Annotated in this window: 16 protein-coding genes; 3 read left to right on the top strand and 13 right to left on the bottom strand. The window is 39.0% G+C overall.

Annotated elements, in window-relative coordinates:
• Positions 1-4: 4 nt before the first annotated feature.
• Together LJD61_RS17300 and LJD61_RS17305 are read right to left on the bottom strand one after the other, a co-directional pair.
• Positions 5-262, bottom strand: a complete 258-nt coding sequence (locus LJD61_RS17300) for a hypothetical protein (RefSeq protein ID WP_255228809.1) — start codon at positions 260-262, stop codon at positions 5-7.
• Between the two features lie 13 nt (positions 263-275).
• The gene (locus LJD61_RS17305) at positions 276-764 is read right to left on the bottom strand and encodes a hypothetical protein (RefSeq protein ID WP_255228810.1); all 489 of its coding nucleotides are present in this window, start codon (positions 762-764) and stop codon (positions 276-278) included.
• Positions 765-976: 212 nt separating this feature from the next.
• Here LJD61_RS17305 and LJD61_RS17310 point away from each other — a divergent pair, with 212 nt between their 5' ends.
• Entirely contained in the window at positions 977-1,726 is a 750-nt protein-coding gene (locus tag LJD61_RS17310; RefSeq protein ID WP_255228811.1) for an aspartate/glutamate racemase family protein, read from the top strand.
• Between the two features lie 27 nt (positions 1,727-1,753).
• On the opposite strand, the gene LJD61_RS17315 is transcribed toward LJD61_RS17310, so the two are convergent.
• From LJD61_RS17315 to LJD61_RS17335, 5 genes are all read right to left on the bottom strand, one after another.
• Positions 1,754-2,392: a transposase gene (locus tag LJD61_RS17315; protein WP_255228812.1), complete on the bottom strand. Its 639-nt coding sequence runs from the start codon at positions 2,390-2,392 to the stop codon at positions 1,754-1,756.
• Positions 2,393-2,604: 212 nt separating this feature from the next.
• Positions 2,605-3,003, bottom strand: a complete 399-nt coding sequence (locus LJD61_RS17320; RefSeq protein ID WP_255228813.1) for a helix-turn-helix domain-containing protein — start codon at positions 3,001-3,003, stop codon at positions 2,605-2,607.
• 272 nt (positions 3,004-3,275) lie between these two features.
• Positions 3,276-3,908 (bottom strand): CPBP family intramembrane glutamic endopeptidase, encoded by a 633-nt coding sequence (locus LJD61_RS17325; RefSeq protein WP_255228814.1) that lies wholly within the window; start codon positions 3,906-3,908, stop codon positions 3,276-3,278.
• Between the two features lie 174 nt (positions 3,909-4,082).
• Positions 4,083-4,232: a hypothetical protein gene (locus LJD61_RS17330; RefSeq protein ID WP_255228815.1), complete on the bottom strand. Its 150-nt coding sequence runs from the start codon at positions 4,230-4,232 to the stop codon at positions 4,083-4,085.
• 14 nt (positions 4,233-4,246) lie between these two features.
• Positions 4,247-4,672: a transposase gene (locus tag LJD61_RS17335; RefSeq protein ID WP_255228816.1), complete on the bottom strand. Its 426-nt coding sequence runs from the start codon at positions 4,670-4,672 to the stop codon at positions 4,247-4,249.
• Positions 4,673-5,216: 544 nt separating this feature from the next.
• Between LJD61_RS17335 and LJD61_RS17340 the strand changes: the two genes are divergently transcribed.
• Both LJD61_RS17340 and LJD61_RS17345 read left to right on the top strand, forming a co-directional pair.
• Positions 5,217-6,647: a Na+/H+ antiporter NhaC family protein gene (locus tag LJD61_RS17340; RefSeq protein ID WP_255228817.1), complete on the top strand. Its 1,431-nt coding sequence runs from the start codon at positions 5,217-5,219 to the stop codon at positions 6,645-6,647.
• A gap of 26 nt (positions 6,648-6,673) precedes the next feature.
• Positions 6,674-7,660, top strand: a complete 987-nt coding sequence (locus LJD61_RS17345) for a 1-aminocyclopropane-1-carboxylate deaminase/D-cysteine desulfhydrase (RefSeq protein WP_255228818.1) — start codon at positions 6,674-6,676, stop codon at positions 7,658-7,660.
• A gap of 111 nt (positions 7,661-7,771) precedes the next feature.
• On the opposite strand, the gene LJD61_RS17350 is transcribed toward LJD61_RS17345, so the two are convergent.
• From LJD61_RS17350 to LJD61_RS17375, 6 genes are all read right to left on the bottom strand, one after another.
• A complete protein-coding gene (locus LJD61_RS17350; RefSeq protein WP_255228819.1) occupies positions 7,772-8,155 on the bottom strand; it encodes a RidA family protein in 384 nt (127 codons plus the stop codon).
• Between the two features lie 405 nt (positions 8,156-8,560).
• Positions 8,561-9,703 (bottom strand): ISAs1 family transposase, encoded by a 1,143-nt coding sequence (locus LJD61_RS17355; RefSeq protein ID WP_255228820.1) that lies wholly within the window; start codon positions 9,701-9,703, stop codon positions 8,561-8,563.
• 101 nt (positions 9,704-9,804) lie between these two features.
• The gene (locus tag LJD61_RS17360) at positions 9,805-10,914 is read right to left on the bottom strand and encodes an ATP-NAD kinase family protein (RefSeq protein ID WP_255228821.1); all 1,110 of its coding nucleotides are present in this window, start codon (positions 10,912-10,914) and stop codon (positions 9,805-9,807) included.
• Between the two features lie 628 nt (positions 10,915-11,542).
• Positions 11,543-13,108, bottom strand: coding sequence for an aminomethyl-transferring glycine dehydrogenase subunit GcvPB (gene gcvPB / locus LJD61_RS17365; protein ID WP_255228822.1), 1,566 nt, complete (start codon positions 13,106-13,108; stop codon positions 11,543-11,545).
• Between the two features lie 21 nt (positions 13,109-13,129).
• Positions 13,130-14,533, bottom strand: coding sequence for an aminomethyl-transferring glycine dehydrogenase subunit GcvPA (gene gcvPA, locus LJD61_RS17370; RefSeq protein ID WP_255228823.1), 1,404 nt, complete (start codon positions 14,531-14,533; stop codon positions 13,130-13,132).
• Between the two features lie 30 nt (positions 14,534-14,563).
• Entirely contained in the window at positions 14,564-15,343 is a 780-nt protein-coding gene (locus tag LJD61_RS17375) for an SDR family NAD(P)-dependent oxidoreductase (protein WP_255228824.1), read from the bottom strand.
• Positions 15,344-15,361 lie beyond the last annotated feature (18 nt).

Consider the following 15,361-nt stretch of genomic DNA (forward strand, 5'->3'; position numbering starts at 1 on the left):
TGCATCAGGTTTCACTAAGTTCCAACACATACCCACTTTGCCGGACATCTCCCTTTATCCGATAGGTGGCATCTTCATCATAGGCAGATTGGAGTGAACCAGAGGAAATCTCCTTCTTTGGCTTGGCAATAAGTTTTCCGGTCTCTGCATCTACTTTAGCTTGTTCTTCAATGAATCGCTTGGTGATACGTACCTCTTCTGAGGACTGCATTTCCGGTAGATCGTTTAGCAGGTCAAGGGCTTCACGGCAAAGATTCAACAATTGTGTGAGCTTGCTATCTGCTTTCTGAGCCTTTGAGCGATAAAGGGTATCCGTCTTGAAAGTAGTGTTCCAGCACCTGGGATAAGGCTTCCGTCCGTTTGGCTTCTGGTATAGCTTTCACTGCTTTTACCAGCACATCGTAGGTCAAAGACATTCTTCCTGCCTTTTTTATATTACTCATGAAAAGGGTGGTGTCTGTTCTCTGCTGTTCCAGAGAGATGCCTGCATGGGCAGCAAAGGACTCCAAGAGACGAATAAATTGACCGAAGAGCAAGTCTTCCTTCTCCGGATTCTCTATGCAGTATTGGTAAACACGCTCCTGGAAGTGGTTCAGCGTCGGCTCTGCAAGGTTAAGATCACCAAGGGTTTTTATTCCCAATGCATAGTTGACCATAAAGATAGGAGCCCATGATTTTTTGAGCTTTTCACGGATCCTGGGATTCATCCATTGGGTACTGTCTAACAAGGATTGCTGATTATGATTGTGGTTTTCTCTAAACATTGGTAGGTCTCCTTCATTTGTAAAGTATGGCTGTATTTTCAATTACAGTATACCATAAAATCGACCTAAAATCCAGCGTTTTCAATGGTTTGTGAAGTTTTCAATGTACAAATAACTCGATTATGTTAACTATTTTTTGCGATAGAATCAACTTTAATAATAAAAATGCTTTTCAAATTACTTATAATTTTTATTAGAAAGGAGCTAGTTTAGTGAGGATAGCATATATTGATCCAGTTGGTCCGAAGGGTGCCTACTACTTCATAAAAAATGAATTGGAGAGATTTGTAGATCAAGGTAATAATGTAGATTTTTTTTGTCTAAAAAGAGGTCCTGATAACCTCGAGTATAGATACTATGAAGCATTAATTATACCAGATTTGATACATCTACTATTAGATCTAGAAGGAAAGGGTTATGATGCAGCTATAATTGGGTGTTTCTTTGATCCTGGTCTTGATGTTGCAAAAGAAATGCTTACTAAAATGATCGTAGTGGGAGTTGCAGAAGCATCATTAATTATTGCTAAAACTTTAGGAGAGAGCATCAGTATAATAGTTGGAAGAGAAAAACATATTCCAAAATGTATTGAGGTAATAAAAACAAAAGGTATAGAGGGTAAAATAACTTCTATTCAGTCTCTAGGTTATAAAGTTAATGATATGGCTAACAATTCTGTCATTTCAGAATTGATTGAGAAAAAAGCACTAGAGGCAATTACAAATGATCTTGCTGACGTTATTGTTTTAGGTTGTACTCTAGAGGTAGGTCATTATGAGGAATTACAACAGAAATTAAATATACCTGTTATCGACCCTGTTGTTGCTTCCTTAAAGTATGCTGAGTTTCTAGTTGAAATTAAAAATACTTGCAAATGGTTTCCTTCTAAAAAATATGCTTACGAAAGACCACTTGAAGAAGATATTATAAGTCAAAGAATTAAAGAATTGTTTTACTACTAGTACAAGCTCTGCATAATTAACACTTAATTAAATGGCTAAAGGAATCCCTTTATATGTCCACTTAAAAGGGTGAGCAGTCAGGTTATATTGTTCAATGAATCGCAGGATGCTTTCTTTGAGTTCAGCTACTGAAGAGTAACTGCTTCGCTTTAAAAGTTTACGATTTGTTATTCCAAACCATATTTCAATCTGATTCATCCATGAACTGTGTTTTGGAGTATACGCGAACCGTATCCTGTGTTCTGGGTCATGAAGGAATTCTTCCCTGGTTTTTTTGTTCTGCAGAATACCGCACTTTCCCTTTACACCAAGTGGTGTTTTTAGGTCACAGACCTCTGCAACAAGTTTTACCAGTGACTCTGATTTATGAGTGGTTAATCCATCACAAACAAAGACCCACTCCCCTTCCGGGTCTGTTTCAATCGTGGAACGAACCGCATTGCAGAAATCTTCTTCTGTCCTTGTTTCATCTAGATAAGGCGCATAAAGTGTTCCTTTCGCAACATCAAAGAATCCAATCAGACTGGTAGTTCCATGGCGGATATATTCGAATTCTGCTTTTGCACACATCCCCGGCAACGACAGTTTATCCGGATACTTGCGCTCTAATGCCTGAACTCCAGTCATTTCATCCGTAGAAACAGCATGGGTTCCTGTTTGTTCCAATGCTTGTGAGGATAGATATAGTTCACAGATTTCATTAACTTTTGTGGCAAATAATTCCGGGTTTTCTTCTTTATCCGAAGAATGCAGCTAGTATCGGATTTTATGAGGGCATAAATTTACCTCATTTTTAAAAAACGACTGACGGATTTCTCTGAAATTTCGTCAGCAATTCCCTGTTTTTTGATTTCCTTTACCAAAAGTGTCAGACTCCACTAGCTGACTTCATATCCGAGCTCCCGGGGATTTTTACAGGCAAGATCTATGATTTTCATGATTTGTTCCGGTGTAAACTTGTGTGAAGCACCAGGACGCTTTTCATCCGTCAGAATTTTTATAATCTCTCCCTGTAAATTTTCTGGTGTGGAGATTTCAATTTCTCGAAGAACAGGGAGACGGTGAAGGAAACGGTTACGCCAGGTGGCTACATTGGTATAATGCAAGTCGATAATTTCTGCAATTTCTAGATTGGTAGTCCCCTGGGAAGCCAATAATATAATCTTGGAACGCTTTACCAGACTGGAAGGAAGGGAACGGCTGCTGGAAAATGAATTTAAAATTATATACATCTGCTCTGTTAGAACAGGAATAGTATCAACTGTTTTATTTCGCATTGTAATATCACCTTATCTGAAGTATGTATGATACTATTATGCACTAAAAATAGAAAATTGAAAAGCATGTTTTTTATTAAGCGTTAATTGCGCAATGCTGTACTTGTTGCTGCCACATTTTTGGTGTTCTTACCCAATTTAATTCAATTTACTGAACACCTACTAACATGGTATATGGTCAAAATACTAATATTGAAATAGTTTAAAATAAATGGTACGTCAAACTTAGGATTTAACACTACTTATACTTTTCTTTATGTACTTTTCATATACTATAGTATAGTACCTGTGTTTCCGGCAATGTGGAAAAGTACAGGATATAAAATTGATCCTGTAACCTCTACAATATTCCCCGCAAAGATTCCAAAAACAAAAGCAAATAGTACTTGTTTCAATGAAAGTTTGTTAATTTTAAAATTGTGATATTGAAAATGTGTAATTCCAAAACAAATAGCAGATATACAAGCCACAATAGGAATGCTTCCAAAAAGAGGAAGTATGATATATCGGTTATGCAATTTTAGAAGATTTGTAGTTAAAGATTGTATAATCCCCCTAAATAAAATTTCTTCCCCAATTGGAAAAATTATAGAAAATTTGATGAATTGTTCTGATGTTTTTGGTATATCGTAACTTGAATAAATACAAAACAATGAGAATACTAGTAAAATATAGAACCACCCTTTTAATCCAATATCAAGAGCAGTACTTGGTAAAGCAATATTAAATGACTTGCCTCCCAGTACTCCTATTATTACAATCAAAGCAAGCCAAACATATGAAGCATTGTATCTGATAACTTCAGGTATACTAATCTCTAATTTATATAGATATCCTAATATCCTCATTACCAATGTAAGAAAAAATGTTAAACCTAGTAATAGTAAAAATACAAGCGTTATCATTTTAATTCACCTCCTTTATGAATCTCTTGATCACGGGGCTGGAAGCCCCGGAACTACGGTATTCTTATCGTTGACTACATATAGTCGACGTATTTATTTTTGTTCATATAGCAATCCTCGAAGATGTTCCAGTTCTATGCGGGAAAGTAAGTGCCAGGCACGACGTTTAGATGGTTATTCACTTTTACTCTCATTTTTATAGATCATGTCTTTTATTGATCTTTCTGTTATGTTGATGTTATGTGCGATTTCCTTATATGTATATTTCAATGCTAATGCCGCTCTTGCATATTCCAGCTTGTATTGTGTCAGCCTTCTTTTCATTGAGCCTGCTTTTACTAATTTACCACGTTTACAAAGCCTTTTATTCCCCTTCTGTAAAAAATGTCACTGCTCCATTTGTATTCGCTGACTGTCTGACATATACCCGCTTGTACCGGATTCTGATGTATATATCTCAATACCCATATCAAATATCTCTCATCCTGCACAAGAATCGCCTTGTACCTGCCTTGGAATACATGTCCTACTCTTTTATACTTAGCATTGAAATACTTGCTGTATTTGTTATTAATCTGATGCATTATCTCCTGCAGTTTCTTATCCATTGTCTGTATCAGAATATGATAGTGATTGTCCATCAAGATATATCCGAATATTCGGTAGTTCATTCCCTCTATTGACTCTTTTAGCTGCTTGATGAAATACCCTTTATCAATGCTTTCCTTGAATATGTATTTCTTGTTGTTACCCCGCGCAATCACATGATAAATACCACCCTTATACTCTTCTCTCCACGGCCTACCTATTAAAAAAACCTCCTGATACTATGCTAATACTATAATATCAGAAGGATGTCCCTAATTCAATATCAGTCTAAACGTCGTGCCTGGCACTTATTCTAGCGCAAATCGCTTCATGTATATTTGCAAAGGGGTATTTTGGGCTAATTTCTAACCCTTTGCATCCCTTTCTTAGATATACTAAGTAAGCTATTTATGAAAGTACTCAAGCAATTAATTGGTAAACAGGATAAAAAGCTTAACATTTACCCTGTTTACCAATTATCCTTTTATCATATGTAATGATTGGCATATATTTTGCACATATAAGCTTCTGAGCAAGGCAATTTTTATTAACGGTATTCTTATAGGCTCAGGTGGAGTGTACCCGATAGCTTAGCGCCGCTTATATTAATTAGCGGCGCTAAGCTATCGGATAAATTATGATTTGGAGGTGATATGATTACTATAGAGTTGAATGAATTTGATCAGTAAATCTAATCAATCTATTAAAGGAGGAAAATTTATGGAGTTTGGATTTTTAAGTGTAATACCACCAATAATTGCTATGACAATTGCAGTATTATATAAAAAGGTTTCATTAGCTTTGCTTTTGGGAATTCTCACCGGAAATTTACTGCTATGCAATTGGAATGTTTTTCATGCAGTCACCAGTACAGTGGATGGAATCTTAAGTGTAGCTGCAAGCGTAGGAAATCTAAAAATTTTTATATTCACATCTCTAATGGGTGCTTTTGTAATTTTGGCAACAGCATCAGGAGGTGTTGACGGCTTCGTTGAGTATTTAACTGAACAAAACAAGAAAATTAAGAATAAAAAACAGGCCATGCTCCTTGGATACCTTATCGGTATAATTATATTTATTGACGGATTGTTGAGTATTATGTTTACAGGTGTAGTTACCAGACCAATCACCGATAAATACAAAGTATCAAGAGAAAAACTGGCCTATATATGCGACTCAACCTCTGCACCAATCAATGCAATAATTCCCTTGAATTCGTGGGGTGCAATGCTGATGGGATTAATAGGTACGCAGATAGCATCGGGTATTATATCAGGAGATCCTATGGAACTCCTGATTAAGAGTCTGCCCTTCCAGTTATATTCAGTAGTCTCCATTTTGTTTGTCCTTTTCTATATAGTAACTGAAAAGGATTGGGGACCCATGAAAAAAGCAGAAGAAAGGGTCATTAAAACAGGAAAGCTTTATGATGATGGTGTAACTCCTTTAATGTCAGACGATTTGTCAGAAGACGAAAAATTAGAAAATATAAAGCCAAACAAAAATTATATGCTTATACCTTTATTAGTACTTGTGGGAGTTACTTTCGTTGGATTACTTATAACGGGAAGCGGTAATATTTCAAAAGGTGATGGCACCACCTCCATATTATATTCCATAATAATTACATTGATTGTTATGTTTATGTACTATAAAAAGGAAAATATAATGACAACTAAGCAGTTTAACACATTTGTCACTAAAGGAATAGGAAATATGCTTTCTCTTGTTATGCTGCTAGTATTGGCATTTACAATAGGAAATGCCATATCTTCTCTGGGTACGGGCAAATACCTGGCAAGCTTAGTTGAAGGAAAGATAAGCGGTGCATTTGGCCCTGCTATAGTATTTATAATTGGTTCAATTATGGGATTCAGCACAGGCACAAGCTGGGGAACATTTGCAATAATGATGCCTATAGCCATACCAATGGCAGTTTCGATGAATTCGAATATTTTGATTTCAATTGGTGCTGTAGTCTCAGGAGGCATATTCGGAGACCATTGCTCACCGCTTTCAGATACTACTATATTATCCTCTATGTCAGCAGGAACAGATTTATATTCCCATTTTAAAACACAAATTCCCTATGCTTTGCTTAGCGGAGCTATATCCCTTGTATTATATATAGTATTTGGACTAATCATGTAAACTTGAAAGGCAGAGAAGGTTAAAATATGGAAGAATTACATTCATGGAATAAATGTATAAACAAATTGGAGCTTGGAATATTTCCTACACCACTATACAGAATGACAAATGCAGAAGGCTTTTTAAATTATAAGCCTATATATATTAAAAGAGATGATATTACCGGGTTAGGACCCGGAGGCAACAAGACCAGGAGCCTGGAGTATATATTGGGAGATGCAGTCAGGCAGGATTCAAATGTTATTATAGCATCAGGCCCGTTGCAGTCAAATCTGTGCACACTTGCAGCTTGTGCCTGCAGCAAGTTGAAGCTGAATTGTATTTTAGTTCATAGCGGGGAAAAACCGGATAAGTTTGAAGGGAATTTGCTACTAAACAAAATTCTCGACGTTGATGCACATTATATAGGAGAGGTTAGTGAAAACGAAAGAACTAAATATGTTGATGAGTTATTCGTTAAACTTGAGAAAGAAGGAAAACGCCCATATATAATTATGAATGGAGGTTCTACAGGCTATGGTGCATTAGGATATGTTAATGCCATATATGAGATATTCAAACAGTGTAAAGAACTAGGTTTCCGAATAAATGAGATATTTGCGCCCGGAGGAAATGGCGGTGTTGCCGCCGGCTTAATATATGGAAATGCTATCCTGGGATTTCCATTCAAGATAAACATTATTAGTGTTGAATATGATAAGGATACTTTATCAAATCATATAAGAAATATAATTAAAGAAGTTGAAGAAATAACGCAAATACCTTTTAATTACAAGCTTGAAGAAAGCTGCAGCATTATAGATGATTACAGCGGAAAAGGCTGGGGAAGAAATACAATAGAAAGCGAACAGCTTGTACTTGATTTTCCTAAGATGGAGGGTATATTTATAGAGAATGTTTATAATAGCAAGGCTCTTGTAGGTATGTTTGATATGATAAGAAAATCAAGAGTAAATGGTGAAGTATGTTTTATACATACAGGAGGCTTTGGCTCATTATTCAGCCAGTGGTAATGTAAATAATTCTGTGGGTAAATGAAAAAGTTAACTCCTTTCTGGCAGCAATAAAACCAGAAAGGAGTTTTTTTACAGTTTCTCTAATGTTATATTTTGATATGGAAGTAATTAATTTTCCTTATACGCAATCATATCAATTTCCACAAGAACATCCTTAGGCAATCTTGCCACTTCAACGCATACTCTTGCAGGCTTATGACTAGAGAAGAATTCTGCATACACTTCATTTATTGCAGCAAATTGATTCATGTCCTTAATATAAATAGTTGCTTTTGTTACATCCTCTATAGCTGATCCGCAATCATTAATTATCTTTATGCAGTTGGATAAGGATTGTCTTGTTTGCTCCTTTATATCATCAGAAATACTATTTGTTGATGGATTAATTGGCAGCTGCCCTGAAACAAAAATAAAGCCTCCGGCTACGGTAGCATGTGAGTATGGTCCTATTGCGGCCGGTGCATTTGGTGAAATAATTGGATTAACACTCATAAATAGACTCCTTCCCTATTATACATATTTATGTCATACTTCTTAAATTGAACGAGACTTCATTCAATGCTAATAAAATAACATAGTAATAAGAAAAAATTATCACTATATTATTTTATAATAAATCCATCCTTAGGAATTGTCAATAATGATGGCAGTTATTTGCACGGCAAAAGCATGAATACATTTCCTTCCAAAACTCTTACAATAGAGTTTTTAAAAAGTGTTTCTTTGCCGCTGCGAATTTTGCTAAGCCAACTCATTTAGGAATATACTCCTATACTTGCTATGAGTTGGTAAATTAATTGCCTGGATTATCCCCTTTCCTTTATATGGCTTTATATCAATTCAACCGGATGTTCCTGCAAAAGGTGACGCCCAGCATCATGCAATATCTGTTTCTCTTTATTTGAGATTTATTGATAGTATATAATCAAGATAGTCTGTATTCAGTGAACATGTGAACCTTTTACCACGCAAGCTTCTTTTCGGATATTTATCATGATCCCTTTTTACCATGTTTAAAGCAAGCCTTTTCAGTAATGCAAGATTTTGAGGCGCACATCCTTTTCTTGTTCTATTTTCGTCTTCTCTAAAAGTTACATCTAAGCTCCAGTGCATACTTTCAACACCCCAGTGAAGCCTCACACCCCTTGCGTAATCTGCTGCTGTTTTAACACTGGCTATATGATACGCCCTTTCTTCTGTCTTAACTCCGTCTCTTTCGCATCTGCGAATTACCATACCTATCCCCTTGAGCTTTCTCCAATCATCTTTTGCATCCATCCAGTTGATATCCCTAGAGAAATAATATATTCTTTCTTCTATACATCCATGTCCCTTTTCTATGGTTCTATATTCGTCTATTTTCTTATTCTTAAAGTTTTCTGCCTCTGCATCAGCGAAGTATTCTTCAACTTCTTGATATAACAGTGGATGATTACCCTTAAGTGCAAGCACATAGTCTGCTTTTTTATCATCTACTATTTTCTTTGCAATATCTTTTTGGCATCCCATTGCATCGGTCGTTACTATACAGCCCTTGATAAACAACATATCCAATAACTCTGGTATTGCTGTAATCTCATTACTCTTTTCATCTGTCTTTACCTGTCCTAAAACAAGTTTATCACTACTACACCATGCACTTACTATATGAATATTACTTTTCGCGTTACCTTTTTCTTTGGCTCCGCACATGGTCTTACCATCAATCGCAACTACCGTACCTTCTTGGACGTTTGCTATTTCCTTCATCCATGCAGTAAAGCACTTTTCGAACTGCTTTGGATCTATCACATCAAGTACTATTTCAATGGTATACCATGATGGTACACCATTAGGAAGTTCAAGATATTTTCTAAGCCAATTCTCTCTTTCAAGAGTCCATATCTCCATGCCAATCCAGTCGTTGCAACCACATAAGCTTGCAGCAACAGCAATGAAGAGCACATCTATTAGTTTATGTCTTACCTTTCCATACTCCCTTGGATCAAATATTATCATAAAATTATCAAAAAACCTTCCCTTATATTTTTTATTGCTCATTTATATTCCTTCATGCTTTAGCCATGCAGTTATTTGCTTGCTTCTTACAAAGCTAATCCCCCAAAAAACGTAAAAGATCCCGGAATCAAGTCCGGGATCTTTTAAACCTTTACCTTATATATTGTCTTTTCTCTATAGCCAGTTATTACTCCTATATAGCCGCTGAGCATATTATCAGTTTTCTCGTCTCCTGTATCTACCAGAAAAGGATTGCCCCTAAGCTCACTAAGCTTTTCTTTAGTAGCTGCAACAATTATATTCTCTTTGCCTATTGCTTTTAGCACTCTATAGCTCAGTTGCTGATTGCCCCTGCCGAATAAATAGCCTTGACCTCCAATAGGAGTAATGATCAACTTGCACTTATTGTTGCTCGTTATATCCACTAGCTGTTTTTCTGCTACATCCAGAGCAAATACTCCTTTGTTTAATACCACATCTACTCCCAGAAGAGTATAAGGCAGTTTAAGATTCTCCATGACAGGTCTTGTAGTGGTGCCAGGTCCGATAATATAGTATACTCCGGCTTCCATATTATCAATTATATCTAATGCTATGGCATTCTGAGATGCCTGCTGGCTCATGGGAGTACCGGCTTTTCTGTTTTGCACATACTTCTTTTCAAAGGGTATTTTCAGATATCCATAGAGGCTTGTGGTGACTTTTCCTGCCCTATATGCATCCTCATTTATATCAAGAACCTCTGCTTCTTGTACCTTTGTTATCTTTTCCGTAAGATACAATCTTGCCAGTTCACCGGCCTTAGCAGGAGTTTGTGCATATATAGGAGAGTGAATCTTCACGCCTGCTGGAATACCTACTACCACAGCCTTATCTCCCACTGCCTTGTATATATCTCTTGCTGTACCGTCCCCTCCTGCAAAAAGAATCAAATCAGCACCTTCATCCAGCATGCTTTTGGCTGCTGCCAATGTATCTGCAGACGAGGTGCGGCTACCGCTCTCTATGCACACCAGCCTGGTGTTAAATCCCAGCTCCAATGCCTCAGATTCACCCATGCTGCCGCTGCATGTGAGAATTTCTATCTCATCTTTTATCTGCAAGAGTTCCTCCAGAGCCTTTTTGCCTCTTTGGGGAGATCGGGGCACGGCTCCTAATTCCAGTGCCTTATCCAAGACTCCATCCGTGCCTTTAAGCCCTACACTGCCTCCCATGCCTGCTATGGGATTTATTATCAAGCCTAGCTTTTTCATCTTCTCCCTCCGTTTAAATTCGCATTTCGCTAAAGGGAGACGGAGAACACGGATTGGCACTGAATTATTCATGGATTTACACGGAAAGTATATCATGTTGTTCTGCCCAGATATTACAAGAAAAATAATAAGCTGATCGTACTAATACATATAAAATTTATAGCAACCATATATACGGCAATTAAAGACATTATATATCGTTCTAATGGAGGAACGACCGAAGGATCTAGATTCTTCGCTCACGCTCGGAATTACTACGCGTTATCCGCACCACGATAAGCGAAAACATATCTGGTCATTCTGAGAGCACAGCTCGAAGAATCTCAAATTAGATCCTTCGGGCGCAGCCCTCAGGATGACAAGAAAGCCGGTCTTTCATAACAATGACAGCTGCTCTAATCATATATGTGCTTCGCATGTCAATGTTCGCTCTTCGCTAAGAACCGTTAACAAAGCAAACAAAATATTCTCAGTACATACCGCCTATATCTGCTTTAATATAATGCCCTCTCCGTGTTAATCCGTGCAATATTCCGTGTCTTTCCGTGTTTCCCGTCCCCTTATGACCCGTAAGGAATACCCTAATCTCCTGAGCTCTGAGCTCTGAGTTCTGAATCCTGAGTTCTAATTATTTATATTTCTTTAAATAAGCTCTCCAGGTTATAGCCCATTTAGCAGGGTCATCCATGCCTGATTCATCAACCTGATGGCATACGCTTCTGTGGGGAGCTGTCTTTATTATTTCAGGATTTTCATAGGCTTCCCTGAAGACATGCTTCAGTGTCTCAATGTATTCGTCCAGATCCTCTTTGGACGGGGTCTCTGTGGGCTCCAGAGTTGCCGGCTCAGGAACATAGTATGGATGATGGCTGGTCCAGTAATGCATTCCGAAATCCATCATTCTCCTCTGTATATCTCCGGAGGTTATGCCTGTATCCTTTGTCATTTTCTCCAAAGTATATCTTACCTGCTCTATTCTCTGCTTGCCTTTGATATAAGGAGCATCTACGCATTCGATTTCCATAAGCTTCTTGAACATATAGTTGTTGTTCAATACTGCTATCTTTGCAACCTCATATAATCCTTCAGCTCCCAAAGACATTATCCATGCGTAAGCCTTCATTATGACCTGGGCTACTCCGTTGAACATCCTTACCTTTCCTATGCTGTAAGGATTATTTGTTATATCATAATTCAAGAAATATTTCTCTCCGTCATAATCTATCAAGGGGCCGGGCAAATATTTCTCCAGCTTCTTGGTAACACCGGTGGCACCCACTGCAGGACCGCCGCAGCCATGAGGCGTGGAGAAGGTCTTGTGGAGGTTGAAGAAGCACATGTCGAAGCCTGCCGCCGACGCTCTGGTGACTCCCAACAAACCATTGGCATTAGCCTGGTCATAGCCGCAAAGTCCGCCGACCTTATGAACCAGCGCTGTAAATTCTTTTACTCTTGGGTTGTAAACTCCCGTGTCTTCCGGATTCGCAACTATGAAGGCTGCAGTCCTCTCGCTTACGGCTTCTTTAAAGGCTTCAAAATCCGGATATCCTTCTTCATCGGGGTGAATATATATTATCTTATAGCCTTTTACAGCCGGTGCAGCAGCATCGGAGGGGTGAGAGTATATAGTAGTTATTATTTCGTCTCTTTGCTCTTCCTCGCCTTTTTCTCTAAAATAGTTCCTCACTACTGATGCCATGGTCATTATGGCCTGGCTGCCACCGCTGGGCTGGAAGTTGAATCTGTCCATCCCGGAAATTTCTCTCATATATACATCCGTTTTATACATGATTTCCAATATGCCCTGAACCGTGCTTTCATCCTGAAGCGGATGGAGCTCTGTCATTTCAGGCATTCTGGCTAAGGCTTCATTTACCTTGGGGCTGTATTTTACGGTGCAGGTCCCCTGACCGATTTCTATATTCACATCCGCACCCAGCGTTTCCTGGGAAAGTCTCATATAATGCCTGAGCACTCTGGGCTGTGAGATTTCAGGAAGGGCCGGAGCTGCTTTTCTTCTCATCCCTTGAGGCAAAGCTGATATTCCGTCGCCAACTGCTTTCTCTATTTCCGCTTCTGCCTTTGGCACCAAGATGCCTCTCTCACCCTTTTTGCTCAGCTCAAATATTATTGGCTCATCCCATTTGGCCTGGTGAAAATTTCTTACTTTAAAATCTCTATTTATTCTTTTCATATCTTGCCTTCCTTTCTGCCACTAAGAACGAAGGATTTCTTCGATGGCGGTAATCAGTTTGTCTATATCGGTCTTTGTGTGAATTTCCGTCACACAGTATAAGGCGCATTGTCCAAGCTCTGGGAATTCACAGGATAAGTCTTTGCCCCCAAAGATGCCCCTTTGCAGAAGTTCTCTGTTTATTTCCTTCACTGTTTTGCCTGTGGCGTTGAAATCTACGACAAATTCTTTGAAATTCACTGAGCTGAATTTTGAGCCCACAACACCTTCAAGCTCATTTAATCTGCTTATCGCATATTGGGATTTTTGCAGAATATTTTGGCCAAGCTCTTCCATTCCTTTGGGGCCCATCGTTGCCAGATATACTCCTGCAGTTATTCCCCATAGAGCGGATTGAGTTCCTACATATTCTTTGCCATGCTCCCTGTGATGGCCGAAGGATGTTCTGTCATAAGCTACATCGCCGAAGCCATATTCGCCTTCCACAGTGGTAGGTGCGATTCCGAAAAGTCTGGATGGGAATTCCATGACGAACTTTTCATCATCCATGGTGGCCATGAAGCCGGATTGACCTCCACCATAGTTCATATGAATGCCCAAAGGCTGCAAATCTCCGCATATTATGTCCGCTCCGTATTTTACCGGAGGCTCCATAACCCCCAGAGAGCTGGGGTCGACTCCCACCAAGCTGAGAGCTCCTATTTCATGTGCCATATCCGATATCTTCTGTCCGTTTACTTCTATAAAGCCCAGATAGGAAGGGTTTTCAAAATACACTACTGCTGTTTTTGAAGACAGCTTTTTTTTCAGATCCTTCAGATCCATAAGCCCGGTATTTTTGTCGTATTCTACAGGTACCAAGGTTATATCAGGATCGCAGTAGTTTTTCATCGCAAGGAACTTCTCATGATCCATGGCCTTCGGCACCAAAACTTCTTTGCGATCTGCAATCCTTGAAGCCATCCTGACGGCTGTAGCCGCTGCCTGTGACCAATCCATGGTAGGAACGTTGACTACTTCCATATCGACCAATTCTGCCACTAAGCTTTGGTACTCGAATAAGGTCTGGAATCTTCCAAAGTCATTGTACGGCTCTCCGCCATAGGCGGTAAGGAATTCTCCCCTGGAATTGATTTCGTCGCATATGGCTGGCACATAGTGCTGCCAGCAGCCTGCTCCAAGAAAATTGAGATAGTCATTGCAGCTTTTGTTCTTTTTCAGCAGTCCTTCCACGTGTCTCCTCAGCTCATATTCGGACTGAAAAGCTTTGGGAAGGTTCATATTTTTCGTCAGCTTCAATTCCTGAGGTACTTCCTTGTGCAGGTCCTCCAGGCAGTTTAATCCGATTTCCTTCAGCATCTCCTGTTGTACCTCAGGGACTGAGTTTGGTATATAAGGGTGATTTTTAAAGCCTTTTATTGCCATATTATTCTCCTCCAGTATATAAAAAAATAATTACGCGATTCCGCCGCCATCTACTACTAAAGCTGTTCCGGTGACCCAAACGGATAGATCGCTTGCAAGGAATAATACTGCATTCGCTATATCCTCAGGCACTCCCAATCTTTCCAATGGCCTGCCCTTAGCGGAATCCTTAAGGAAAGCATTTACTTCACAGCCCAATTGTTTTCCTTCATCTCTCAGCATTGCGGTATCCGTGTCCCCGGGATTTATGCTGTTTACTCTGATATTCTGAGGCCCATGGTCAATAGCCATAGCACGGGTGAGATTTACTATGCCGCCTTTCATGGCGCAATAAGCAGCAGCTTTGTCGCCGCCTTTGAGGCCCCAGCCTGAGCCGGTATTTATTATGCTGCCTCCGCCAACCTCTGCCATGACAGGGATAACGAATTTTGACATAAGATATGTTCCTTTAAGCCCAACGCCTATTACAAAATCCCATTCCTTTTCTTCCAAATCCACTACAGTTTTCCTTACCGTGACTCCCGCATTGTTGAAAAGTATATCTATTCTGCCAAACTTGTTTTTTATATTTTCTACGGTTTTTCTGACATCCTCCAAAGAAGTTACATCACATTTGAAAAATTCTGCTGTCCTTCCTTCTTTGCGTATTCTCTCGGCTGCTTCTTCCCCTTTAGGACTTATATCTACCATTGCCACCTTTGCTCCATATGCTGAAAGGAGCTCCGCAGTTCCTAAGCCTATTCCTGAAGCAGAACCGGTTATAACTGCCACCTTTCCCTCCAAATTCAGGACATCCTTTTTTTGCAACATCTTAAGCCCTCCTCGAAA

The organism is Lutispora saccharofermentans, assembly GCF_024363565.1.
Taxonomy (GTDB): domain Bacteria; phylum Bacillota; class Clostridia; order Lutisporales; family Lutisporaceae; genus Lutispora; species Lutispora saccharofermentans.